This is a genomic window from Streptomyces sp. GQFP, from assembly GCF_021545335.1.
Taxonomy (GTDB): Bacteria; Actinomycetota; Actinomycetes; order Streptomycetales; family Streptomycetaceae; genus Streptomyces.
The window spans coordinates 1767895-1792044 of the sequence record NZ_CP089312.1 but is presented as its reverse complement, the minus strand read 5'-3'; the positions used below and the strand labels follow the sequence as shown (position 1 = coordinate 1792044).

The following is a 24150-nucleotide window of genomic DNA, read 5'->3' as shown; positions in this document are numbered from 1 at the left end:
GTGATCGTTCGGGGAACCATGCGCCCATGACCCGCGCGATCATGGTTCGGCACATCCTCGCGGCCCTGGTGACCGCCCTGGCGCTCGTCCCGCCCGCCGCGACAGCCGACGAGGGGCCCACCGAATTCCTCCTGCCCCCGGCCTCGGTCCTGTCTCCGGTATCTGCCGCTGCGGAAACCCCCGTTCCCCGGCTCTGGACCGGCACCTGGGCTGCCGCGGCCTCCGGGACCGCCGCGGGCAGGCCCGGCGCCTCCTTCCGCAACGTCCTGCATCTCAGCGTCGGCGGCAGCGCGCTGCGCGTCCGGCTGACCAACCGGCTCGGCACCGAGCCCCTCCACCTCGGCGCCGTCACCGTCGCGCTCCAGGAACCCGGCGAGCCCAAGAGCCCGGACGCCGAACCCGGTTCGATGCGTACGGCCACCTTCGCGGGCGCCCCCACCGTGACGATCCCGGCGGGCCAGGACCGCGTCACCGACGCCGTCGACCTCGTCGTGCCGTACGGCGCCAATCTGTTGGTCACCGTCCACACGCCCGACGACTCCGGACCGGCGACCTACCACCGGACGGCCAAGCAGACCAACTTCCTTGCCCCGAGCGGTGATTGGGCCGACGTGGAGGACGGTGACGCCTACACCAGGACGACCACCTCCTGGTACTACGTCACCGGCGTGGACGTCCTCGACGCACCCGCCGCCGGCAGTGTGGTCGCGCTCGGCGACTCCCTCACCGACGGCGGCGGCACCACCTCCGACACCAACCGCCGCTGGCCCGACCGCCTCGCCGACCGGTTCGCCGCACTGCCCCCGAACCGCCGCCTCGGCGTCCTGAACGCGGGTATCTCCGGCAACCGTCTCCTCCTCGACGGCGTCGGCCCGCGCGCCCTGAGCCGCTTCGGCGCCGACGTCCTCTCCCGGACCGGGGTCCGCGCGGTGATCGTGTTCGAGGGCATCAACGACATCAACGGGACCCCGGCCGAGACCGATCCGCGCGCCATCGAGAAGGCCTACCGGACCCTCGTGGCCCGCGCCCACGCCCACGGCATCCGTGTCATCGGCGCCACCATCACCCCGTACGCGGGCCACGCCCAGTGGAAGGAGGACCGCGAGTCCGTACGCCGGACCGTGAACACCTTCATCCGCGACAGCGGCCTCTTCGACGCGGTCATCGACTTCGACGCCGCCGTCCGCGACCCGGAGTACCCGCAGCGGATGCGCGCCGCCTACGACCCCGGCGACCACCTCCACTTCAACGACGCCGGTATGCGCGTCATGGCCGACGCGATCGATCTGGCGGACCTCATGCGTCTGTGAGCGGTGGCAGGCCCCAGCGCGGGGCCTGGGCATTCGGGCGGACCGGGGCGATCGTCAGGTCCGGGCGGTCGCCCCGGGCCGTGACGGTCGCCGACTCGCTCTTCCGCAGGGCGAGTTGGATCGTCCCCTCGCCGAGGTCCCGGTAGCGCAGGGTGCGGCCCCGTTCGTCCCGTACGTCGATCCGGCCCGCGATGCCGTGCCGTACGACACAGGGTGCGCCCGCCTCGCTGACCAGACGAACCCAGCGCGTGACACCGTCCTCGCGGACCGCGCTCAGCAGAAACGCCCCCTGGGTACGGAAGTTGTGCACCGTGAGGTCCGCCCACGCGGCCGGCAGCGCCGGGAACACGCGGATGGTCCCGCCCCAGGACTGGCAGACCATGTCGTGCAGGGACTGCGCGGCCGAGAGCGGCGTCTCGATGACCGGGCCCGACTCCTTGTACATGGTGTTGGGCTGGATGAAACGGGACATCAGCTCACCCAGGTAGGCGAGCGCGTCCTCGCCCTTGCCCAGCAGCGCCGACATCGAGGCCGCGCCCGTGAACGTGTAGCCCTGCAGAGCACCCTCGAAGCCCACCCAGTGGGCCAACGACCGCTCGATCAGGGCCCGTTCGTCCGGTGTGCGGCCGGTCAGCTCGTACAGCGGGTAGACCGCGAGCAGGTGGGAGTAGTGGCGGTGGGACTTCGCGAAAGGGATGTCCGCGCCGATCATGAAGCCGTTCGCGTCGGTCGGATATGCCACCCGCCTGGCCAGCACCTTGCGCCAGCGCGGTGCCAACTCGTCCTTGATGCCCAGTAGTTCGGCGGATTCGAGGAGGGTGCGGCAGCCCCAGGTGAGCAGCATCAGGTCGTAGTTGCAGTCGCGGGAGTTGCCGCCGTACTCCGGGGAGAAGGTGGGCGGCAGGTGCAACTTGCCGTCCGGGCCCGGCTCCAGGAAGTGGAGGTAGTAGTTGATCGCCTTGCGGAGGAGCGGGTAGAGGACGTCCCTGAGGATTCGCTCGTCCATGGTGTGGCGGTAACTGAGCCAGACGTTGTGGAGGGCCCAAGTCAGGTTCCCGACCTCGGGGGTTGGTGGGTCCTGGCCGGGGATGCCCACGCCGTAACCCATCAGGGGGCTGATGGCGCCGTTGACGAGCTGGGGGTCGGTGGTGCGCGGGATGCCGAGCGAGTCGGCGCGGTACGGCTGCGCGGTCTCCTTGGCCAGGTTGTCCCGGAACTCGCTCAACGCCCTTGTCACGGCGTCGAGTTCGAGGTGATTGGAGCCGTGGATCAGCCAGTACTCCAGCTGCACGTTCAGGTTCCACCAGGTGTTCGGCCAGGGCGTGGGCTCCAGCCAGGGGCCGCAGGTCGCCATCACGGGCGCGTCCCGGCGGGCGGCCGACGCCGTCTTGTAGAGCTGGATCCAGTAGAAGCGCTGGATCCTGGCGTCGGGGACGGACAGGAAACTCTTGCGGTAGTACGCGTTCCACCAGGCCCGGTGGCTCGACGCGAGGGCGGAGTAGGGGAGTTGGGAGGCGCCGCGCACCTCCCTGAGCGCCCGCGCGAGTGCCGTACGCCTCGGGTACGAGTGCGCCACATGGACGTACAGCGTCCGGCTCGTGCCCCGGCCACGCTCCCGCCAGGCCGTCACATGCTCGCCGCCCGCCAGCAGCGGCTGTACGGCGGCGAAGACGCCGTGGTGCTCGTCGTACTCGGCGACCTGGGCGGGGTCGTTGCCCCGGTAGCCGTCCGGCAGCGGTTTGGAGGCGGCGCGCGGGCTGATCGCGTCGGCCGGGTGGAACACCCACCGGAAGCCGCGCTCGCCCTTGCTCGGGGTGACCTCGACGGCGAGGACCGAGCGGTCGTTGTGCACCAGGGCGCGTAGGGCGAGGGTGCCCCGGTCGGTGGTGAGCGTGCCGGTGAGTTCGGCGTCGCGCAGCCCGAGCCGCCAGTCGAGACCGGTGATCGTGCCCACCGGCTCCAACGTGAAGTACCCGATGGGCAGCCGCGCGAGCCCGAAGAGGGAGCCGAACTCGGGCCTGTGGTCCTGCACTTCGGAGTGCTGGACATTGAAACGGACGGCCCTGGTGGGGGAGTCGGGGTCGGCGTAGATGCCGGAGCCGAGAAAGCCGTTGCCGAGATACGGGCCCTCATACCAGGTGGTCGGCATCCGCTGCCAGACGAGGTCGGCGTCGTCGAGGACGGTGCGCCAGGGGTCGACGGAGGCCTGAGCTTGCGTGGGCAGTCCTCCGGTGAGGAGCCCGCCGCCCAAAGCAGATCCGGTGGCGAGGACGGTACGTCTGGACGGGCTGGGCACATTGCCTCCCGGCGGCTCGGATCATTGGTTCATTCATCGGAGCTATCCCGGAAAGCAACGTAGAGAAGGTGTGAGATGCCGTCAATAAGGCGAGAGAGATCCGATGTGTCAGCCCCAGAATGTGGCGCCCAGCCACGCGCCCGCGATCAGCAGGCAGGTGAAGAGTTCGATGAGCACGCTGGTGCCGCCCGACCGCATCACCCTCCGCACGGCCGCCATCGCCTCGCCGTGCCGGCCCAGCCGCAGCCGCTCATGGAGATAGACACCGCCCACGAAACCGGGGATCGCGCCCAACACGGGCAGCAGGAAGAAGCCGAGCAGGGCGCCCGTCCCGGCGTACACCGCCATTCGGGGGGTTGCGCCGCTCGCACGCAGTTGGCGCGGGGGCAGCTGCCAGCGCACCACCTGGGACAGGAACAGGACGACGGTCGTGCCCACGAGCACCCACCAGGAGATCGCCTCCGGATCCTTCAGCGCCCACCACAGGACCGCGGCCCATACGAGCCACGACCCCGGCACCCCGGGCACCAGAACTCCGCACAGACCGAACAGCATCACCAGGCCGATCAGCAGGAGATCCCACGCTCCCATCTATCCAGCGTGACGGAGGGCCGGGAAAATTGCAGGTCAGGGGAGAGGAGGGACTTCGTATGAAGGCTCAGGGGCGTCGGTCGCGGACGACCCAGCCCCGCTCGTACGCGTGCCAGCCCAGCTGCAGCCGGGTCGTCACGCCTGTCAGCTCCATCAGCCGCTTCACCCGGCGCTGTACGGTCCGCAGCCCCAGGTCCAGCTGTTTGGCGACGCTCGCGTCGGTCAGCCCGGCCAGCAGCAGGGACAGGATCTCCAGGTCGGCGGTGTCGGGCTGGTCCGGCGTACCCTCCGTGAACCCGTCGTCCGCCACGCCGAGACGCAGGGGGAGCGCGTCCCGCCACACCGACTCGAACAGGCCCGACAGCAGTTCGAGCAGCCCGCTGGCGTGGACGACCAGCGCGGCGGGCTCCGCCGTACGGGAGGTGAGGGGGACGAGGGCGAGTGAGCGGTCGGCGATCACCAGCTTCGTCGGCACCTGGTCGACGACCCGTACCCGCTCGCCCCGGTTCAGCGCGGCGGTCAGCTCGGCGACACCGGCGGGCAGGTCCAGCACCGCCCGTTCGACGACCACGCGGTAGTCGACGCCACGGTCGGCGGCCTGCTCCTCCGCGTGGTTCTCCGGGCCGGTGACGGCCACCGGATTCCCGGTGACCAGTGCGCACACCTCGTCGCTCGCACCCAGCTGGAGCTGGAGGAACCGGCGCGAGACCGCCGCCGCGCCCGTCACCACCTCGACCAGGTCGTGCACGGCGGGTTCGGCGGCCTGGGCCCGGTACTCCTCGGCGAGGAGCGCGGCGGCCAGTTCCGCCTTCTCCAGCTCGTGCCGCTGCTGGGTGAGCAGAGCGCCCAGCGCGACCCCGGGCGGCGCGGCGACCCAGCGTCCGGGCCGCGCCGACGACTGGGCGGCGAGTCCGTGCCGCTCCAGTCGGCGCAGGGCGCGCTCGGTGACGTACTCGCCGAGCGAGAGCCGTCGAGCGAGATCGGGCACATCGGCGGCGCCCACGGCCACCAGGGCCCGGTACGCCGACTCGTGCGCCTCGTCCAGACCTATCGCCGCAAGCACCGGGCGCCGCCCTCCCCAACGTTGTCCGTGGCGGGAACCGGCCACGACGCAAACCCGCCTCGGTACATCATCGCCGTACCACCCTTCCCTCTGCCAAGGTGTCGCCACCGCCAACCACAGCGGAACCCAAGGAAGACCGGTCACACTCGGGTCGGAGCGGACCGGCGTGCACGGCAGTTCGACGTACGACGCGCGCTGTACGGCTCTCGCAGGCCTGGAACTCGTGGGGTCTGCGGGGGTTCGTGGGTCAGGTCACCCCGGCGTCGCCGGGCGGTTCTCCCGTGGGGGGTGGGGCCGCCCGGCGACTTGTTTCGTACGGCTGTTCGTCGTGTCATCCGACACGCCGTCGAACACGCCGTTCGCGACGGAACGCCGGGTCGGATTTTCCTGATGCCCCGTTTTCATCGGGCCCGTGCGGTGGACAATTGGGGGCATGAGCCAGCAGGGGGAGAGGTCCACCGGTCACGAGGACGACTGGTGGGGGCAGCTGTACGACGACTCCACCGAGGACACCGGGCCCACGGCCGCGGGCGACTCCCTGGACGACCGGTTCGCCTCGGCGGCGGGCACGGTCGACGATGTCCCGGAGGGGTCCTCGGCCTATGGGCCGGGGTACGGGTCCGGGTACGAGGACGACACGGTGTTCGGACGCGAGACCGTGTCGGGGGATGCCTTCGGCGCCTCTGGTGCTTCCGGTGCTTCCGGTGCCTTCGAGGAGTGGGACGACTTGGCGGCGGAGGCCTTGCCACCACTGCCGTCGCGGCCCGTACCCCCTCCGGCTCCGGTTTCGCTTCCGCCGCAACGCGGCGGAGTCCCCTACGGGATGTGGGACGCCCCGCGCGGCAACGGCCCAGGGCGCCCCCGCGCCCCCTGGGAGCCGCCGCCCGCCATGCCCCCGGGCCCCGCGACCTTCCCGCCCGGCCCCAAGCCCCCGGGCTTCCGGGACCGCACACAGCCGCCCGCACCCGGCGACCCTGCCGGACCGGCCCGGCAGGCAGGCGCCGACAACACGGACGCCAAGGACGTCACGGATGCCGTGTGGGGCGCCCCGCCGCGACCGCAGTCGCCCAAGCCCGGCGCCGAGGGGTCGGCCCGCGAGAGCGCCCTGGAGACAGTCGCTGACACCACGGACGCTGTGTTGGACGCCCCGCCGTCTCCGCAGCCGCCCACGCCCGGCGGCGAGAGGCCGGCCCGCGAGAGCGCCCTGGAGACAGGAGCGGACGCCGCGGATGCCGTGTGGGGCGCCCCGCCGTCTCCGCAGGCGCCCGCGTCCGGCGTCGAGGGGTCGGAGCGCGAGAGCGCCCGGCAGGCAGGCGCCGGAATCAGGGACGTCACGGATGGTGCGGATGCCGTGTGGGATGCCCCGCGGCGTCCGCAGGCGTCCGCGTCCGGTGCCGAGGGGCCCGTCGGCGAGAGCGCCCGGGAGACAGGCGGCGACATCAGAGGCGCCACGGATGGCGTGTGGGACGCACCGCCGTCTCCGCTGCCGCCCGCGTCCGGCGTCGAGGGGTCGGAGCGCGAGAGCGCCCGGCAGGCAGGCGCCGGAATCAGGGACGTCACGGATGGTGCGGATGCCGTGTGGGACGCCCCGCCGCGTCCGCAGGCGCCCGTGTCCGGTGCCGAGGGGCCCGTCGGCCGGAGCGCCCGGGAGACAGGCGGCGACATCAGGGGTGCCACGGACGGTGTGTGGGGCGCCCCTCCACGGTCGCCTGCCGCGACCGGCCCCGTATCCGCGTCCGCCCCGGAGGACCCTCCGGACAGGCGGCCCGCCTCGGGGCCGGTGCCCCACTCCGGCTGGGGCGCGTCGAAGGGCGAACCTCGGCGCGATCCCGTCCAGGACAGCCCCCCGGCCGACTCCTCCCTCCTCCGGGGCCCAGTCCTCCGTACCCCCACCCGTCGGGACATCCCGGCCATCCCTCCCGAGGCGCCGAAGTCGCAGGAGCAGCGGGAGGGTCCCGGAGCGACTGACCCCGCCGCCCCTTCCTCCGCGATCGCCACCGACGGGCCGCCCACCTCCGTCGACCACGTCGGCTCCGGGCCCCCCACCTACGCCCCCGAGCCCACCGCTCTCCCGCCCGCCGACCCCGACGACCTGGGGGACCTCGTCGCGGACACCGTGCTCGACGGGGCGCAGTACGGTGCCGCCACGCTCCGGGCCGTCTCCCTGCGCGGGGACTCCGCGCGCTTTCGGGGGGAGCCCCGCCGCGACTCCCTCCTCACCGCCCGTTTCGGAGTGGGCGACAACGCGCTCGTCCTCATCGCCATGGCGACCGGCGCCCGTGCCACGCCCGGCGCGCACCGGGCCGCCGCCGAGGCGTGCCAGTGGATCGGGCGTGCGGTGGGGCGCAGCCATGTACGGCTCGCCGAGGACATCCGGGCCGCCCGGCGCGGTGACCTCAAGTCGGGACTGCACCGGCTCACCGACCGCAGCCTCGGCAAGCTCCGGGCGAGCGCCGCCGAGCAGGGCATCGAGCCCGAGGAGTACACCGCGGGCCTGCGCTGCCTGCTGCTCCCCGCCGACCCCGACTGCCGTACGCGCGTCTTCTTCGGCGTCGGCGCCGGCGGACTGTTCCGGCTCCGGGACGGCGAGTGGCAGGACATCGAACCCCGGGTCGCCGAGATTCCGGCCGGCGAGCCCGTCGTCGGATTCGGTTCGCTGCCCCACGAGACCCCGGACGGGGACCGGCTCACCATGGACCTCGGGATCACGACCCCGCCGAGCCCGTACGAGCCCGCCCCCGAACCGCCCCGCGAGCCCTTCCGGTTCCGGGCCTCCGTCGCCCGCCCGGGGGACACGCTCCTGCTGTGCACCGGCGGCCTCGCCGAGCCGCTGCGGGGCGAGCCCGAGCTGTGCGAGTACCTCACGGGACGCTGGTCCGGCCCCACCCCGCCCGGCCTCGCCGCGTTCCTTGCCGACGCCCAGGTACGGGTCAAGGGGTACGCGGACGACCGTACGGCCGCCGCGGTCTGGGAGGCGTGACAGGGGCTGCTGACGGAAGTGGCCTACGGCCGGATCGGTAGCCCCTGCTGGACAGTTGGGGCGGTTCGTCGCCGCCACGCGCCCGTCCCCGCACTGGCCGGGCGCGTGAACTGGCGCAGCGTCCGCTCCAAATGCCTCTCCAGCAGCGCCCGGTGGGTGCGGTCGACGTCCTGATCCGGCCAGGAACGGTCCAAGGATCCCCGTACATCCGGTCGTTGACGATTCGACATGACTGCCGTGTTCAGGTCGGGGGCATGGATCCCGTGAACGCGTTCGATCAGGAGGGGACAGTACACCGGCGTCCGGGCGGGGGTCATGGAGAGGCAGGCACGAGGGGGCGGTCCCGTAACCATCGGGGGCTTCTCGACGAAAGCGGCGGAGGAAACCACCGACAACGGCGGCGACAACGACACAGACCACGGCATCCGCGACGGCGATGGCGTGAACCGGGGGGAGGCGTCGCAATTGAGGCGCAGGCTGGGCTGTTCGGATCTGCGGGAGGTACCGGAGGCCCGCAGGGCCATGCGCGAGTTGCTGCGGCACTGGGGAAGGCCCGGCAGCTCGGAGATAGCGGAACTGCTGACCAGCGAACTGGTCACCAACGCACTGGTCCACACCGACCGCGACGCGGTGCTGACGGCCACCGTCTCGCCGCACGGATTACGCGTGGAGGTACGGGACTTCGTGGGACGCAGGCCGAGGCTGCGCGTACCGTCCGCCGACGACGGTACGCACGGCCGAGGACTGGTTCTGGTGGAGTCCCTCGCCGACGCGTGGGGAGTCAGGGCGCACGGCGTGGGCAAGGCGGTGTGGTTCGAACTGAACGGGGGCGCGGCCTGAATCGGCCGCGCCCCCGTGTCGGTCGCGCTCAGAACGTGCGGTAGTGCTCAGCCGTACTGCTTCTCGAGGTCCCGCAGCTTGCGCTCCAGGGAGTCGAGACGGGGCAGGGCCATCGTGTCGTCCTCCGCCGTGAGGTCGACCGTGATCGAGTCACTGCTGCCACGGACGGGCTGGAGGGAGGGACGGGCGCGCAAGGGCAGCTGCTCCGCGGAGGATATGGCAGGCTCCGAGGTGACCTGGGCGGGCGCCCGCTCCACCTCGACCTGCTGGTGGCCACCGCCGCCGCCACCGCCGCCGAACGGGCCGCGGTGGCCCCGGCTGATCGCCTTGAGGTGCGCGCGCTCGGCGCGCTCCTGCTCCCGGCGGCGCAGCCGCGCCTGCTCCTTCTGGCGCCGGTCCTCGCGCACCTCGTCGACCGCCTCGTCCAGGCTGCGCACGCCCTCGAGGAGCATCAGCGACCAGGCCTTGTACGTCTCACGGGGCGCCCGCGCCCAGCGGACCATACGGATCTGGGGCAGCGGACGCGGCACCAGACCCTGCTCGCGCAGGGCGGCCCGGCGGGTCTGCTTCAGCGCGCGGTCGAAGAGGACCGCGGCGGACAGGGACATGCCGGCGAAGAACTGCGGGGCACCAGCGTTGTCGAGACCCCGGGGCGCGTGCACCCAGTTGAACCAGGCGGCGGCAGCCGCGAACATCCACACGAGTATCCGGGAGCCGAGCGCCGCGTCACCGTGGCTGGCCTCGCGCACCGCGAGCACGGAGCAGAACATCGCCGCTCCGTCCAGACCGAACGGCACGAGGTACTGCCAGCCGTCGGTGAGGTTCAGGTTCTGCTCGCCGAAGCCGACGAGGCCGTGGAAGGAGAGCGCCGCGGCGACCGCCGCACAGCAGAAGAGGAGTACGTAGGAAGCCGTGGCGAATATGGCTTCCTTGCGCCTGCGGCGCTCTTCGGTGCGCTCCCACGAGTCGTCCTGGCCGGCCTTCGCCCCGGAGGAGCGCTTGCCGCGCGCGAGCACCGCCACCGCCGCCAGCACGCCCAGGAGCAGTACGGCGCCCGGAAGCAGCCAGTTAAGCGATATGTCGGTCAATCTCATCTGGGGTCCCTTGCATTGGGATAGGGCGTAACGCCCGCCATAGTGGCCCAATCCCCTCAGCCCTCAGGGGGTTTCGGGGCAAGAGGCCGCCTAAGGAGGTGCAAGGGGATACTCAGGGCGACATTCTGCTCGAACTGCCGCTTGAGGGGCGGGAGTTGAGTTCGAATAAGACTACCCGTACGGGTGGTTCCACGGAAAGTTCCTGCGCCAAGTGAGGAACTTGTGAAGTGGCTGTAACCGTAGGGAGACCTAATCGAACGTGATCTTACGGCGGGGATCTTACGACACGTCACGCCGGCCCGTGTGGCAGGGGGGTACTCCTGACGGTCCCCCGGGAATTCCCCGGGGATTCCCTGAGGATTCCCTGAGGGTTCCTCAACTCGCGGCGGCGGCCACGAGCTTGGCGACACGTTCGCTCTCGCAGCTGCGCGGGCAGTTGTCGCACATCTCGTCCGGGCGGATCGTGTAGAAGAAGCAGCAGCTAGCCCGGTCGCGGGTGGGCAGGGTCGCGCCGTCCGGCGTCGTCACCTCACGGAAGCCGGCCGAGCCGACGAACGGCCGGGTCGAGCCCGGCAGTAGCAGCTCCAGGTCCCGCTGCGCGCGGTCAGCCTCGCCGACGACCCCTCCTATGTAGTGCAGGCCCTCCACGACGTCGTCGGTCACCACGGCCCACAGGGCCCGGCCGCGCCGCCGCATCCGCGGCCCGAAACCGCCGAGCAGGGGCTCCAGGTGCTCGGTGAGCGCCGCCCGGACCTCCGCGCGCAGCGCCTCCTCGTCGCCGACGACCCGGGCGCCGGGCAGAGTGGCCGCGGGGTCGCCGGGCAGGCAGGAGAAGGTGCCCGGACGGACACGGAATTGCCCGTCCACGCGGTGATAGGAGACGTCCTCAACGGGCAGACGTGGTACCCGGCGGTGCAGGAACCACGGCACGGTGATCAGCAGACAGGCGGTCCACGCGTACCGGTGCAGCCCGAAACCGGCGACGACGTCCGGGCGGCCCGGCTCCTCGTAGTCCCGCACCACCTGCTCGTGGTCCCAGGCGAGAAAGGAGTCGAGGTCGGCGTCGGCCGCCGCGAGCCCGGCGGCCCGGACCCAGCCGTCGCCGCGCGGATGCTCCTGCTCGGGGCCCAGTTCGATGACGGTCGCGTGCGAGTGGGCCTCGGCGAGCCGGTCGTACGAGTCCGCGACGGCGGACCGGGCCTGTACGGGAGCGGACATGTCGGGACCACCGCATCTCGATAGATCGTTCGAAGACCGAAGATGAAGATCAAAGGTAAGCCTTACCTTACCCATCATGCCCGTGATGTGATCCGGATTTAACACCGGATCCGGCCCGGAATCGAACCTGGACGCGAATCGGGATTTGAACTGACGGAATGTGCGCCTATGGTGCTTGACGGGCGAGTAACAACCCGCCGTAATGACCCCATGTGCCGTCAAGGTGCCATCTAGCCCGGAGGAGGCCCCCGTGCAGCACGCCGGCCCACAGGGCGCGCACGGCTCGCCCGAGACAGGGGTACCGGCTTCACGCCCGGGTGCCGTACGTGTCCCACCGCAGCCCAGGGCCGCGGACGTGGACCGGGGGTGGCGCCAGGGGGCGAGCGGCCCGACGGCCCGCGAGGTCGCGGGAGCGGGCGCCCGGGGAGGCGACGCCCGGGGTGAGCACACGCACAGCGAGCGGCCGATCCCGCTCCCTCGTACCGAGCAGGCACGCCCCGTCGTCCAGCGTTCCTCCGTGCGCGGCCAGATCCTCGACGCGCTGCGCACCGCGCTCGTCGGGGGCGAGCTGGCACCCGGGGAGGTGTACTCGGCCCCCGCGCTCGGCGACCGCTTCGGCGTTTCCGCGACGCCCGTCCGCGAGGCGATGCAGCAACTCGCCCTGGAGGGCGCCGTCGAGGTCGTCCCGAACCGCGGCTTCCGCGTCGTGGAACGCGGCGCCCGCGAGCTGGCCGAGCTGGGCGAGATCCGCGCCCTGATCGAACTCCCGGTGATGCTCCGCCTGGCCCGCACGGTGCCGACGGAACGCTGGACGGAACTCCGCCCCCTGGCCGAGGCAACGGCCCGAGCGGCCTCCACCGGCTGCCGAGCCACCTACGCCGAATCCGACCGAGCCTTCCACCGAGCGGTCCTGTCCCTGGCCGGCAACACCCAACTCGTCCAAATAGCAGAGGACCTCCACCGCCGAGCCCAGTGGCCCTTGGTGGGCGCAAAGCCGGCGGCCCTCATGGCGGACGCGGCGGACCACATGGCTCTGCTGGAGGCACTGGCGGCAAGAGACGTGACAGTGGTCCAGGCGCTAGTACGTGAACACGTAACAGGCGCCCACTGACGCGCCCTTAAGGGGCGCGGGGAACTGCGCGACCAGCCACGGCGGACCGGCAGCCGCCAAACAACCGAACAACTCCACCCAGTTGGCGCACCCAAGCAACTAGGCCGACGCCGCAGGCGGAGCCAACTGCCGCGCCAACCATGTAGGCACGCCCCCGAGCAACCGAAACAACCGCCCAGCCTCCGCCCGCAACCGAGAAGCCTCCGGCTCGGACTCCGCATCGGCGAGCGAAGCCAACGCCGGTGCGGTCCCCACGAGATACCCCAACTCCTCCCGAATCCGCAGCGATTCACCGAACCCGTGCCGCGCCTCCGCCAACTCCCCGTCCCGCAGGGCGAGTCCGGCCAGATGGCGCCAGGTGAACGACAGCAACAGCGGATCCGCGTGCGCGGTCGCCCCCGCATGGGCACGCCGATACGCGGCCCGCGCCGCCTGCGGGGACCCTGCCAGGTTCTCCGCCAGCAACCCCCGCCGAAAGTCCAGCACCGCCCGCCCGGAAGCCCCCGGCGGGATCAGCGCCGCGGCCCGCCCCAGCGCGGCCCGAGCCTCGTCCGCGCGGTCCCGCACGCCGAGCAGCGTCGAGGCGTACGCCAACTGCCCCCGCTCGCACGCCGCCGCGCCCCGCTCGTCGTCGCTCTGCGCCAGCGCCTCCGCCGTACGGAGCGCGTCCTCGGCCTCCCCCCAGCCCTGCTCGGTGTAGAGACACCGTTCCACCAGCAGCCCGGCCCGCTGGAGCGAGGCATCGGCCGTGGTGGGGTCGAGCAGCGCCGCCGCGTCCGCCCAGCAGGCGCGCGAGCGCAGCCGCCATACCGCGGTCTGGAGGGGATCGTCACCAGAGGTCGTTCCGTAACCAGACATGGCGGTATGCGCCACGTTGCCCTCCCCAAGGTCCTGTTCTTCGGATCAGCTCGGGGTCGCGCTGTACCGGCGACGCAAGGCACCGCGCCTCGCCACCGACCTGATCCGAAGAACAGGCCCAGCACGCCATCGAGCTTGTTGAGTGGTGGCGGCATCTCAGCATGAATCCCGGCACCGGGCCAAGGGGGTAGGTGAAGGATTTCACAAAGTCGGGGAAGATCGGTCGCCCGGTTGCCACGGAACCGCTCTCACGGGGCGCACGCCAGGACCGCACGCCCCGCACGACCTCTCACCGAACCCGTCGCCACAAAGCCGCCGCAGGCTCAACTCATCCGCAACGCCAGGAAGAAGTCCAGCTTGTCCTCCAGTCGCGACAGATCACGCCCCGTCAACTGCTCGATCCGCCCCACCCGGTACCGCAGCGTGTTCACATGCAGATGCAGCCGGGTCGCGCACCGCGTCCACGAGCCGTCGCACTCCAGGAACGCCTCCAGCGTCGGGATCAGCTCGGCCCGGTGGCGTCGGTCGTAGTCGCGCAGGGGGTCGAGGAGGCGGGCCGTGAAGGCGCGGCGGACGTCGTCCGGGACGAAGGGGAGGAGGAGGACGTGGGAGGCCAACTCCTGGTGGCCCGCCGCGCACACCCGGCCGGGGCGCGCCGCGGCCACCCGGCGCGCGTGCCGTGCCTCCTCCAGCGCCCCGCGCAGCCCCTCCGCCGAGTGCACGGCGGCGCTCACGCCGATCGTGAGCCGCCCGTCGTCGTCGAGGCCCGCCGACAGCGGGTCCCGTACGGCGGTCAGCAGCTCCTCGGCGAGGATCCCCGTCTCCGAACCGTCGTGCTCCGACGACACCGCCGGCAGTGGTACGAGGGCGATCGCCTCGTCCCCCGTCTGGGCCACCGCGATCCGGTCGGAGTGCTCCGGGCCCGCCAGCAGCGGGTCGACGAGGATTTCCTCCAGCAACGCCTGGGCCACCGGACCGCCCTCGATCTCGCCGCCCGCCCAGTCCACGCGGGCCACGACGACCTGCCAGTGCGGGGCCGCGCCGAGGCCGGGCAGCAGTACCGGAGCGGCGACCCGCAGCCGGGCCGCGATCTCGGAGGGCGCCGCGCCCGTCTGCACCAGCTCCAGAACCTCCTGGGCGAGCCGCCGCCGTACCGTACGGGCCGTGTCGCGCCGGTCGCGCTCGACCGCGATCAGCTGCGTGACGCCCTGCAGCAGGTCGAGCCGCTCCGCCGGCCAGTCCCCGGCGTCCGCCTCGACGGCGAGCAGCCAGTCGGAGAGAAGGGTTTCCCGTACGTCCCGCGAGCCGCCCTGTGCGGCGGCGGTACGGCCGTTGCCACGCACGGGAAACAGGGAGTACGTCGTGCCGCCCACCGTCACCCGGTGGGGTCCGCGTCGGCCGGTGCGGGACGCCGTCAGATGCTCGGCCGCCAGGGCCGCGCACACGTCGGGGGCCGGGGCGGGGCCCGAGACCTTGGAGCCCGCGATGAGACGTCCGGCGGGGGAGAGGACCCAGGCGCGCAGGTCCAGGTCCGAGCCGAGCAGGTCCAGGACCACGTCGGGGCCGCCCCCCGCCGGACCCGAGGTCATCATCCGGCGGTGCCGGTCCACGACCGCCGCCAGATCCCCGGCACGCTCGCCGGACACCTGCCGTACGACATGCTCGGTGATCGTCGCGAACGCCACCGACTCGTGCACCGCGAACAGCGGCAGCCGGTGCCGGGCGCAGGCCGTGATCAGGTCGTCCGGGACGGCCCCCAGCTCGGCCTCACCGGCGGCCAGGGCCGCGACCCCGGCCCCCGCCACAAGCCGTACGAACGACTCGGAGTCCGCCGGGTCCCGCCGCCAGGCCAGTCCGGTGAGCACCAGCTCGCCGCCCGAGAGGTAGCGGCTGGGGTCCCTGAGGTCGGTGGTCATCACCCCGCGGACGGTGCGGTCCAGCTCGTCCTCGCCGCCGAGCAGCCTGAGGCCCAGCGCGTCGGTGTCCAGCAGTGCGCGCAGCCGCATTCTCGTCGCCGCCGTTCTGTTTGCGAGCCGCGCTTTTCCGCCTGCGCGGCGCTCACTGTTTCCGGGGAAAATCAGAGAGGTTACTGATGACCCCTGTTCATACGAATCTACAAGACGATCGCCCTGGCCAGCCAACTCCTTCATGGTTTCCGTGACTGACCTGGGCGGAGTACAGCGCTGTGTACTGATCTCATCCCCTGTGAACAGCACATGAACGAGCCATTGGCGCGACCCGTCGGTACGACTCACGAGACGCCGAGACGAAGAGGAAAAGAGCCGGTCATGGACTTCCTTCGCCCCGCCAGCTGGCAGGAGGCGCTCGCCGCGAAGGCCGAGCACCCCACCGCTGTGCCGATCGCGGGCGGCACCGACGTGATGGTCGAGATCAACTTCGACCACCGTCGACCCGAGTGCCTGCTCGACCTCACCCGCATCGGAGATCTCTACGAGTGGGAGACCGACGGCGACAGCGTGCGCCTGGGCGCCTCGGTCCCGTACACCAGGATCATGGAGAACCTGCGCGGCGAGTTGCCGGGCCTGGCCCTCGCCTCGCACACGGTCGCCTCCCCGCAGATCCGCAACCGCGGCGGTGTCGGCGGCAACCTCGGTACCGCCTCCCCGGCGGGTGACGCCCACCCGGCGCTCCTCGCCGCGGGCGCGCAGGTCGAGGCCGAGTCCGTACGAGGGACCCGGCTGATCCCGATCGACGACTTCTACACCGGCGTGAAGCGCAACGCGCTCGCGCCCGACGAGCTGATCCGCGCGGTCCGCATCAAGAAGGCGGACGGCCCCCAGCAGTACTCGAAGGTTGGCACTCGCAACGCCATGGTCATCGCGGTCTGCGCCTTCGGCCTCGCGCTGCACCCGTCGACGCGGACCGTCCGTACGGGCATCGGTTCGGCGGCGCCCACACCCGTCAGGGCGAAGGCCGCCGAGGAGTTCCTGAACGCGGCGCTCGACGAGGGCGGCTTCTGGGACAACGGGAAGATCATCACCCCGTCGGTCGCCAAGCAGTTCGCCGACCTGTGCGCCGCCGCCTGCAACCCCATCGACGACGTCCGGGGCACCGCGAGCTACCGCCGCCACGCGGTCGGCGTGATGGCCCGCCGCACGCTGACATGGACCTGGGAGTCGTACCGCGGCACCGCCGCTCGCACGGAGGGAGTCGCGTAATGCGCGTCAATTTCACGGTCAACGGGCGTCCGCAGGAGGCCGACGACGTATGGGAGGGCGAGTCCCTGCTGTACGTGCTGCGGGAGCGGCTCGGCCTGCCGGGTTCCAAGAACGCCTGCGAGCAGGGCGAGTGCGGGTCGTGCACCGTCCGCCTCGACGGCGTACCGGTGTGCTCGTGTCTCGTCGCGGCGGGACAGGCGGAGGGCCGCGAGATCGTCACGGTCGAGGGGCTCGCCGAGTACGCCAAGCAGCGTACGGAACACGGCAGTTGCGGAACGGGCGCCTGCGGTACGTCACTTGACGCGGCCAAGCGGTGGGAGCCCAAGGGCAGTACGGACTCCCAGACCGGCGAGGGAGTCGAACTCGCCCCGATCCAGCAGGCGTTCATCGACGCGGGCGCAGTCCAGTGCGGTTTCTGCACGCCCGGTCTGCTGGTCGCCGCCGACGAGATGCTGGAGCAGAACCCCAACCCGACCGACGCGGACATCCGCGAGGCGCTGTCGGGCAACCTGTGCCGCTGCACGGGCTACGAGAAGATCATGGACGCGGTCCGGCTGGCCGCGGCCCGACAGGGAGAGGCGGTCTGACATGCCCGGCAAGAGCGCTCCCCTCGGGACGCCCACCAAGGTCACCCAGGGCTCGCAGACCAAGGGCGGCATCGGCGAGTCCACGCTCCGCCCGGACGGCACCCTCAAGGTCACCGGCGAGTTCGCGTACTCGTCCGACATGTGGCACGAGGACATGCTCTGGGGCCAGATCCTGCGCTCCACGGTCGCCCACGCCGAGATCGTCTCGATCGACACGGCCGAGGCCCTGGCCCTGCCCGGCGTCTACTCGATCATGACGTACGACGACCTCCCGACCGACGTGAGGAACTACGGCCTGGAGATCCAGGACACCCCGGTCCTCGCCCACGGCAGGGTCCGCCACCACGGCGAACCGGTCGCCATCGTCGCCGCCGACCACCCGGAGACCGCGCGCCGCGCAGCAGCAAAGATCAAGGTCGAGTACCGCGACCTGCCGGTCATCACCGACGAGGCCTCCGCGACCGCGCCGGACGCGATCCTCATCCATGAGAACCGCACCGACCACCACATCGGCCACGTCGACCACCCGAACATCCTCCACCGCCAGCCGGTCATCCGAGGCGACGTCGAAGCAGCCCGCGCCCGGGCCGACTTCATCGTCACCGGCGAGTACACCTTCGGCATGCAGGACCAGGCGTTCCTGGGCCCCGAGTCGGGCCTGGCCGTCCCCGCCGAAGACGGCGGAGTCGACCTCTACGTCGCCACCCAGTGGCTGCACTCCGACCTGCGCCAGATCGCCCCGGTGCTGGGCCTCCCCGAGGACAAGGTCCGCATGACGCTGTCGGGCGTCGGCGGAGCCTTCGGCGGGCGCGAGGACCTGTCGATGCAGATCCACGCGTGTCTGCTGGCGCTGCGCACTGGCAAACCAGTGAAGATCGTCTACAACCGCTTCGAGTCCTTCTTCGGTCACGTCCACCGGCATCCCGCGAAGCTCACGTACGAGCACGGGGCCACGAAGGACGGCAAGCTGACCCACCTGAAGGCGCGGATCGTGCTCGACGGCGGCGCGTACGCGTCCGCCTCGCCGGCGGTCGTCGGCAACGCGGCCTCGCTGGGCGCCGGCCCCTACGTCGTCGACGACGTCGACATCGACTGCATCGCCCTCTACACCAACAACCCGCCCTGCGGCGCGATGCGCGGCTTCGGCGCGGTCCAGGCGTGCTTCGCCTACGAGGCCCAGATGGACAAGCTCGCCGACGCGGTGGGCATGGACCGGGTCGAGTTCCGCCGCCTCAACGCGATGGAACAGGGCACGCTGCTGCCGACCGGGCAGGCCGTCGACTCCCCGGCGCCGGTCGCCGAACTCCTGCGCCGCGTCAAGGCGATGCCGCTTCCGCCGGAGCAGCAGTGGCTGGCGGCGGGCGAGGCGGCGGACGTACGCCAGCTGCCGGGCGGCCTCTCCAACACCACCCACGGCGAGGGTGTCGTCCGGGGCATCGGCTACGCGGTCGGCATCAAGAACGTCGGCTTCTCCGAGGGCTTCGACGACTACTCAACTGCCCGGGTCCGCATGGAGGTTGTCGGCGGTGAGCCGGTGGCCACGGTCCACACGGCCATGGCGGAGGTCGGCCAGGGCGGGGTCACCGTCCACGCCCAGATCGCCCGCACCGAGCTGGGCGTCACCCAGGTGACGATCCACCCGGCCGACACCCAGGTGGGCAGCGCCGGTTCGACCTCTGCCTCCCGCCAGACGTACGTCACCGGCGGCGCCGTCAAGAACTCGTGCGAGCTGGTGCGGGAGAAGGTGCTGGAGGTCGGGCGCCGCAAGTTCGGCTCGTACCACCCGGCTTGGGCCACGGCGGAGCTGCTGTTGGAGGGCGGCAAGGTGGTGACGGACGCCGGCGAGGTCCTGGCCGACCTGGTGGACGTCCTGGGCGACGAGGCCGTCGAGGTCGAGGCGGAGTGGCGGCACCGGCCGACCGAACCGTTCGATCTGCGCACCGGCCAGGGCTTCGGACACGTCCAGTACTCGTTCGCGGCGCACCGGGCGGTCGTCGAGGTCGACACGGAACTGGGCCTGGTGAAGGTCATCGAGCTGGCTTGCGCACAGGATGTCGGCAAGGCGCTGAATCCGCTGTCGGTGGTCGGGCAGATCCAGGGCGGCACGACGCAGGGTCTTGGCATCGCGGTGATGGAGGAGATCATCATCGATCCGAAGACGGCCAAGGTACGGAATCCGTCCTTCACGGACTATCTGATCCCGACCATCCTCGACACCCCGACCATCCCGGTCGACGTCCTCGAACTGGCCGACGCGCATGCGCCTTACGGGTTGCGCGGGGTTGGCGAGGCGCCGACTTTGTCGTCAACTCCGGCCGTGTTGGCGGCGATTCGGAATGCGACGGGCTTGGAGCTGACGAAGACGCCGGTGCGGCCTGAGCACCTGACCGGTACGGCGTAGTCGGTTCGTTGTCGGGTGCGGGCCCGGTGGGGGCTGGTCGCGCAGTTCCCCGCGCCCCTAAAAACCCCGGCCCTGCGGGCCGAAAGGCGAGGGGCGCAGCCCCTGCCTTTCAGGGGCGCGGGGAACTGCGCGAGAAGCCCCACCGGGCCCGCACCCGACAACGAACCCCACAAATACCCCCACTCGTCTCGGGCCGTCCCCCGGGTCGTGCACCTTCCCAACCCCCTATGAACCTTGGGAGACCGCACCATGACCCAGCAGTCGGTACAGCCGAGGCCCATCGAGGCGCCCCCAGGCGTCAAATCCGGCCAATCCCCGCTCGACCGCTACTTCCGGATAACCCACCGAAACTCCACCTTTGCCCGAGAGATCCGCGGCGGCATCACCACCTTCATGGCGATGGCGTACATCCTGCTCCTCAATCCTCTGATCCTCTCGGGCAAGGACGCCGCCGGAAACACGCTCGGCCAACAGGCGCTGATCACCGCAACGGCGTTCGCCGCAGCCGTCACCACCCTCCTCATGGGCTTCGTCGGCAAGGTCCCGCTCGCCCTCGCCGCCGGCCTGTCCGTGTCCGGCGTGCTGGCCTCGCAGGTGGTGCCAGCCATGACCTGGCCGCAGGCGATGGGCATGTGTGTGCTGTACGGCGTGGTCATCATGCTGCTGGTCGTCACCGGCCTGCGCGAGATGATCATGAACGCGATTCCGCTGGCGCTGAAACACGCGATCACCATGGGCATCGGCCTGTTCGTCGCGCTGATCGGCCTGGTGAAGGCCGGTTTCGTGCACCAGGGCAAGGCGACCCCGCTCTCCCTCGGCCCGAACGGCGAACTCACGGGCTGGCCCGTGCTGTTGTTCGCCGCGACCCTCCTCCTCATCTTCATGCTCCAGGCTCGAGGTGTCCCCGGAGCGATCCTCGTCGGCATCGTCAGCGGGACCGTCATCGCCGTCCTGCTCAACGCGGTCGGCGCGATCGACCCCAAGCAATGGGCCAGCGGCGCACCGGAGTTGCACGGCAGCGCGGTGTCGATGCCGGACTTCTCGCTCTTCGGGGACGTCGAGTTCGGCGGCTGGGGCGAGGTCGGTGCGATGACGGTCGGCATGATCGTGTTCACCCTCGTCCTCGCGGGCTTCTTCGACGCGATGGCGACGATCATCGGCGTCGGCACGGAGGCCGGGCTCGCCGACAAGAAGGGCCGGATGCCGGGCCTGTCCAAGGCGCTGTTCATCGACGGCGCGGGCGGAGCGATCGGCGGCGTCGCCGGCGCGTCGGGCCAGACGGTGTTCGTGGAGTCGGCGACGGGTGTCGGGGAGGGGGCACGTACAGGGCTGTCCTCCGTCGTCACCGGCCTGTTCTTCGCGGCCTGCCTCTTCTTCACCCCGCTGACGGCGATCGTGCCGGGGGAGGTCGCGGCGGCCGCCCTGGTGGTCATCGGCGCGATGATGATGTCGAACGCCCGGCACATCGACTGGGCCGACCGAGCCACCGCCGTCCCGGTCTTCCTGACCGTCGTGATCATGCCGTTCACGTACTCGATCACGGCGGGCGTGGCGGCCGGTGTGATCTCGTACGTCGCGATCAAGGTCGCGCAGGGCAGGGCGCGCGAGATCGGTGCCTTCATGTGGGCCCTGACAGGCATCTTCTTCGTCTATTTCGCCCTCAGTCCTATTGAGAGCTGGCTGGGCGTCCACTAGCCGCCCACTATGTACGCACACCGTTGATGAGGAGACCGAGATGCTGGACATCGCCGAAGAACTGCACCGGTGGGTCGAGCAGGGCCGTGACTTCGCCGTGGCCACCGTGGTGGCCGTGGGCGGCAGTGCGCCCCGCCAGCCGGGTGCCGCCCTCGCGGTGGACGCCGACGGCACGGCGATCGGCTCGGTCTCGGGCGGCTGTGTGGAGGGCGCGGTGTACGAACTGTGCCAACAGGCCCTGGCGGATGGCGAGTCGGTCCTCGAACGCTTCGGCTACAGCGACGCGGACGCGTTCGCGGTGGGTCTGACGTGCGGCGGGATCATCGACATCCTGGTGACGCCGGTACGGGCGTCGGATCCCGTCCGCAAGGTGCTGGCGTCGGCTCTGGGCGCCGCCGTGGGCGGGGAGGCGGCGGCCGTGGCACGGATCGTCTCCGGCCCGGCGGAACTGCTGGGCCGCGCTCTGCTCGTGGGCCCGGACGGCTCGTACGAGGGCGGCTTCGGCGCGCACCCCGAGCTGGACCGCACGGTGGCTGCCGAGGCACGCGCCTACCTCGACGCGGGCCGCACCGGCACCCTGGAGATCGGCGAGCAGGGCTCTCGTTGCGGAGCACCGCTCACGGTGCTGGTCGAGTCGTCGGTGCCGCCGCCCCGCATGATCGTGTTCGGCGCGATCGACTTCGCGTCGGCGCTGGTCCGCATCGGCAAGTTCCTCGGCTACCACGTGACGGTGTGCGACGCCCGCCCGGTCTTCGCGACGCCCGCCCGCTTCCCCGACGCGGACGAGATCGTCGTCGAGTGGCCGCACCGGTACCTGGAACGGACGCCGGTGGACGCCCGTACGGTCCTGTGCGTCCTCACCCACGACGCCAAGTTCGACGTACCCCTGCTCCAACTCGCCCTGCGCCTGCCGGTGGCGTACATCGGCGCGATGGGCTCCCGCCGGACCCACCTCGACCGGAACGAGCGGCTGCGCGAAGTCGGCGTGACGGAGCTGGAGTTGGCGCGGCTGAGGTCACCGATCGGGCTGGATCTCGGCGCTCGTACGCCTGAGGAGACGGCGTTGTCGATCGCGTCGGAGATCGTTGCCAACAGGCGGGGCGGGAGTGGGGGTTCGCTTACCGGGGCGCATACGCCGATCCATCATGACGTCACCTCGGCGTCGGCATCGGTGGGGCGGATCGGGGTGGTTGCCTGAGTCGGTTCAGAGGTCGGTGGGGACAATAGGAACCATGCGGAGCGGACGTCGCCCAACAGATCGTCCAAAGCATTTACGAGGGCTTGCAGCCCTTGATTCGCAGGGTGCTGTGGCAGCGTCAGGCTCAATTTCGATATCGGTCCCAGAGAGTTTCGTACATCGTTCGCTTTGTCTGCCACCGTGCGCAGCGACCGGAGGATATCGTCCACTCTGTTCCACGCGATCTTGGACGGCGGTCGTAGCCTTCCGAGAACTGTCTTGAACCCGATGGCCCGCGTCCTGATGGATTCCATCAGCTCAGGTGCGACCCAGAGTGCACGCGCTGACGCCAGCTGTTCCAGGGGGCGCTCGAACGTGTACCGGATCTCGTCGAGTAGACGCAGGATCGCGTCGCCGTCGGCCGTCTCCGGCGTCTTGGGCGTGGTGCTCGGCTGGTGAGTGACAGTCGTCCGGCCGAAAAGAGTGGCTTCGCGGTCGGCCGCGGGCCCGGTCACGGCCGCCGTCGGCACTGACGGTGGCCGCACATTGACCACCCTCGCTGTTGCGGAGTCCACCCCGAAGCGGCGGTCGGACTCCGCAGCCGCCTCCGCCGCGAGCCGGAAGAACCAGCGGCGGTCCCGGTCGTCGTACTTCTTGCTGCGGGTGCAGAACATCAGCGCGCACGCCTGGAGCGCCAGCGTCCACTGCACGGCCCAGCCCGGCCCGAGGGCCCGGATCTTCAGCCAGGGGCCCGGCGCGTCCCGTATCCCGTCCACGATGCGCCGTAGCCCCTGCGGAATCAGCAGCCCGTCCGCCTCCCGCCCGAGGAGCAGGGCGAGGACTTCCTCCCGGGCCTCGTCCGTCAGGTGTGGCAGGAACTCGCCGACCAGGTACAGCATCAGGTGGACGGGGTCGCGCACGAGGAGCGCGTCCTTGTCGAACCGGGTCAGATCGATGAGCCGGTACGAGTCGGCCGGTGCGTCCGGGTGCTCGGGAACCATGATGTTGCCGGGGTGTAGATCGCCGTGGGCGCGGCCACGGAGCGGGTCTTCCACCTGGCCTCGGGAGAGCCCGCAACCGTCCTTCAGGTGAAGGGGATTGGGCAGGGTGCCGGACCTTCCGGGCAGGGTGATCGACGCGTCGGAGAAGGAGATCCCGAGTTCGTCGCGGGCCCACTGCGCGAGCGGGCCGTTCGGTGCCAGCCGCCGGTCGAGCAGCGCGGCGACGAACTCCGCGGCAGTCATGGGCTCACCGCCCTTGTCGTCCGGATTCCAGTCGGACAGCAGGGACCCGGCGACGGCCGCCGCGATGTCGGGAAGCCGTGACTGCCGCTGTCGTACGACAGCGGCGAGCGTCACCATGTCCTGCCCGTCGCCCGCGATCTCCTGGAACATCATCCACGCGTCGTTCACCGGCATCGGGTCGTAGAGCTGCTTGACGAGATGCGTCTCGGGGAACGAGGGGCACGACTCGTTCTTGGCTGGCCCGGACAGCCATGCAGCCTTGAGACCGCCGGGCTCCACCGAAGCCTCCTCGTCCGAGGCGCACAGCTTGATGATCATCCTGCGTCGGCGCTGTTCGAGGGGGTCACTGTCCCGCACGGTCACGGAGGCCAGCAGGGCGCCGCTGCCGCCGTCGTCCAGAAAAGCGGGGGCGCTGAGCTTCCGGTGATTCTGCGTCTGCCAACTTTCGAGCAGTTCGGACGCGCGCTCGCCGAACCTGGCGAATGGAGATCGATCCACCGATTCAG

At 71.1% G+C, this 24150-nt stretch carries 17 protein-coding genes; 9 read left to right on the top strand and 8 right to left on the bottom strand.

Annotated features, from left to right (window positions below):
- The first annotated feature begins 26 nt into the window (after positions 1-26).
- Positions 27-1310, top strand: a complete 1284-nt coding sequence (locus LUX31_RS07865; RefSeq protein ID WP_235474055.1) for an SGNH/GDSL hydrolase family protein — start codon at positions 27-29, stop codon at positions 1308-1310.
- Here LUX31_RS07865 and LUX31_RS07860 read toward each other — a convergent pair.
- The 3 genes from LUX31_RS07860 to LUX31_RS07850 form a co-directional block, all read right to left on the bottom strand.
- Positions 1297-3606 (bottom strand): glycosyl hydrolase family 95 catalytic domain-containing protein, encoded by a 2310-nt coding sequence (locus LUX31_RS07860; RefSeq protein ID WP_235474054.1) that lies wholly within the window; start codon positions 3604-3606, stop codon positions 1297-1299. The genes LUX31_RS07865 and LUX31_RS07860 overlap by 14 nt on opposite strands.
- Before the next feature lie 108 nt (positions 3607-3714).
- Positions 3715-4197: a DUF456 domain-containing protein gene (locus tag LUX31_RS07855; protein WP_235474053.1), complete on the bottom strand. Its 483-nt coding sequence runs from the start codon at positions 4195-4197 to the stop codon at positions 3715-3717.
- 67 nt (positions 4198-4264) lie between these two features.
- Positions 4265-5260 carry a helix-turn-helix transcriptional regulator gene (locus tag LUX31_RS07850; protein ID WP_235474052.1) on the bottom strand — a complete coding sequence of 332 codons (996 nt, stop codon included), beginning with the start codon at positions 5258-5260 and terminating at the stop codon, positions 4265-4267.
- Between the two features lie 433 nt (positions 5261-5693).
- On the opposite strand from LUX31_RS07850, the gene LUX31_RS07845 reads away from it, so the two are divergent.
- Both LUX31_RS07845 and LUX31_RS07840 read left to right on the top strand, forming a co-directional pair.
- Positions 5694-8240 carry a protein phosphatase 2C domain-containing protein gene (locus tag LUX31_RS07845; protein ID WP_443045935.1) on the top strand — a complete coding sequence of 849 codons (2547 nt, stop codon included), beginning with the start codon at positions 5694-5696 and terminating at the stop codon, positions 8238-8240.
- A 315-nt stretch (positions 8241-8555) separates the two neighbouring features.
- Entirely contained in the window at positions 8556-9080 is a 525-nt protein-coding gene (locus LUX31_RS07840) for an ATP-binding protein (RefSeq protein WP_235474051.1), read from the top strand.
- 47 nt (positions 9081-9127) lie between these two features.
- On the opposite strand, the gene LUX31_RS07835 is transcribed toward LUX31_RS07840, so the two are convergent.
- Positions 9128-10174 carry a DUF2637 domain-containing protein gene (locus LUX31_RS07835; protein ID WP_235474050.1) on the bottom strand — a complete coding sequence of 349 codons (1047 nt, stop codon included), beginning with the start codon at positions 10172-10174 and terminating at the stop codon, positions 9128-9130.
- A gap of 375 nt (positions 10175-10549) precedes the next feature.
- A complete protein-coding gene (locus tag LUX31_RS07830; RefSeq protein ID WP_235474049.1) occupies positions 10550-11392 on the bottom strand; it encodes a (2Fe-2S)-binding protein in 843 nt (280 codons plus the stop codon).
- Between the two features lie 250 nt (positions 11393-11642).
- Here LUX31_RS07830 and LUX31_RS07825 point away from each other — a divergent pair, with 250 nt between their 5' ends.
- The gene (locus tag LUX31_RS07825) at positions 11643-12503 is read left to right on the top strand and encodes a GntR family transcriptional regulator (RefSeq protein ID WP_235474048.1); all 861 of its coding nucleotides are present in this window, start codon (positions 11643-11645) and stop codon (positions 12501-12503) included.
- A gap of 99 nt (positions 12504-12602) precedes the next feature.
- Here the strand turns inward: LUX31_RS07825 and LUX31_RS07820 are convergent, their stop codons facing one another.
- On the bottom strand, positions 12603-13376 hold the full coding sequence (locus LUX31_RS07820) for a hypothetical protein (RefSeq protein WP_235474047.1): 774 nt from the start codon (positions 13374-13376) through the stop codon (positions 12603-12605).
- Between the two features lie 308 nt (positions 13377-13684).
- Positions 13685-15367 (bottom strand): PucR family transcriptional regulator, encoded by a 1683-nt coding sequence (locus tag LUX31_RS07815; protein WP_235474046.1) that lies wholly within the window; start codon positions 15365-15367, stop codon positions 13685-13687.
- Between the two features lie 282 nt (positions 15368-15649).
- On the opposite strand from LUX31_RS07815, the gene LUX31_RS07810 reads away from it, so the two are divergent.
- From LUX31_RS07810 to LUX31_RS07790, 5 genes are all read left to right on the top strand, one after another.
- The gene (locus LUX31_RS07810; protein ID WP_235474045.1) at positions 15650-16540 is read left to right on the top strand and encodes an FAD binding domain-containing protein; all 891 of its coding nucleotides are present in this window, start codon (positions 15650-15652) and stop codon (positions 16538-16540) included.
- The gene (locus tag LUX31_RS07805) at positions 16540-17127 is read left to right on the top strand and encodes a (2Fe-2S)-binding protein (RefSeq protein WP_235474044.1); all 588 of its coding nucleotides are present in this window, start codon (positions 16540-16542) and stop codon (positions 17125-17127) included. The genes LUX31_RS07810 and LUX31_RS07805 overlap by 1 nt, the downstream gene beginning before the upstream one ends.
- Before the next feature lies 1 nt (position 17128).
- Positions 17129-19528, top strand: a complete 2400-nt coding sequence (locus LUX31_RS07800; RefSeq protein ID WP_235474043.1) for a xanthine dehydrogenase family protein molybdopterin-binding subunit — start codon at positions 17129-17131, stop codon at positions 19526-19528.
- A 249-nt stretch (positions 19529-19777) separates the two neighbouring features.
- Entirely contained in the window at positions 19778-21223 is a 1446-nt protein-coding gene (locus LUX31_RS07795) for an NCS2 family permease (protein ID WP_235474042.1), read from the top strand.
- A 40-nt stretch (positions 21224-21263) separates the two neighbouring features.
- On the top strand, positions 21264-22421 hold the full coding sequence (locus tag LUX31_RS07790; RefSeq protein ID WP_235474041.1) for an XdhC family protein: 1158 nt from the start codon (positions 21264-21266) through the stop codon (positions 22419-22421).
- Here the strand turns inward: LUX31_RS07790 and LUX31_RS07785 are convergent.
- On the bottom strand, positions 22367-24142 hold the full coding sequence (locus LUX31_RS07785; RefSeq protein WP_235474040.1) for a hypothetical protein: 1776 nt from the start codon (positions 24140-24142) through the stop codon (positions 22367-22369). The two genes, LUX31_RS07790 and LUX31_RS07785, sit on opposite strands and share 55 nt — an antisense overlap.
- Positions 24143-24150: the final 8 nt, after the last annotated feature.

Excerpts from the sequence above, each read along its gene's own strand:
- LUX31_RS07845 (WP_443045935.1), top strand. The coding sequence starts at position 5,694 with ATGAGCCAGCAGGGGGAGAGGTCCACCGGTCACGAGGACGACTGGTGG.
- LUX31_RS07790 (WP_235474041.1), top strand. The coding sequence starts at position 21,264 with ATGCTGGACATCGCCGAAGAACTGCACCGGTGGGTCGAGCAGGGCCGT.
- LUX31_RS07865 (WP_235474055.1), top strand. The coding sequence starts at position 27 with ATGACCCGCGCGATCATGGTTCGGCACATCCTCGCGGCCCTGGTGACC.
- LUX31_RS07795 (WP_235474042.1), top strand. The coding sequence starts at position 19,778 with ATGACCCAGCAGTCGGTACAGCCGAGGCCCATCGAGGCGCCCCCAGGC.
- LUX31_RS07805 (WP_235474044.1), top strand. The coding sequence starts at position 16,540 with ATGCGCGTCAATTTCACGGTCAACGGGCGTCCGCAGGAGGCCGACGAC.
- LUX31_RS07830 (WP_235474049.1), bottom strand. The coding sequence starts at position 11,392 with ATGTCCGCTCCCGTACAGGCCCGGTCCGCCGTCGCGGACTCGTACGAC.
- LUX31_RS07855 (WP_235474053.1), bottom strand. The coding sequence starts at position 4,197 with ATGGGAGCGTGGGATCTCCTGCTGATCGGCCTGGTGATGCTGTTCGGT.
- LUX31_RS07835 (WP_235474050.1), bottom strand. The coding sequence starts at position 10,174 with ATGAGATTGACCGACATATCGCTTAACTGGCTGCTTCCGGGCGCCGTA.
- LUX31_RS07815 (WP_235474046.1), bottom strand. The coding sequence starts at position 15,367 with ATGCGGCTGCGCGCACTGCTGGACACCGACGCGCTGGGCCTCAGGCTG.
- LUX31_RS07810 (WP_235474045.1), top strand. The coding sequence starts at position 15,650 with ATGGACTTCCTTCGCCCCGCCAGCTGGCAGGAGGCGCTCGCCGCGAAG.
- LUX31_RS07840 (WP_235474051.1), top strand. The coding sequence starts at position 8,556 with ATGGAGAGGCAGGCACGAGGGGGCGGTCCCGTAACCATCGGGGGCTTC.
- LUX31_RS07800 (WP_235474043.1), top strand. The coding sequence starts at position 17,129 with ATGCCCGGCAAGAGCGCTCCCCTCGGGACGCCCACCAAGGTCACCCAG.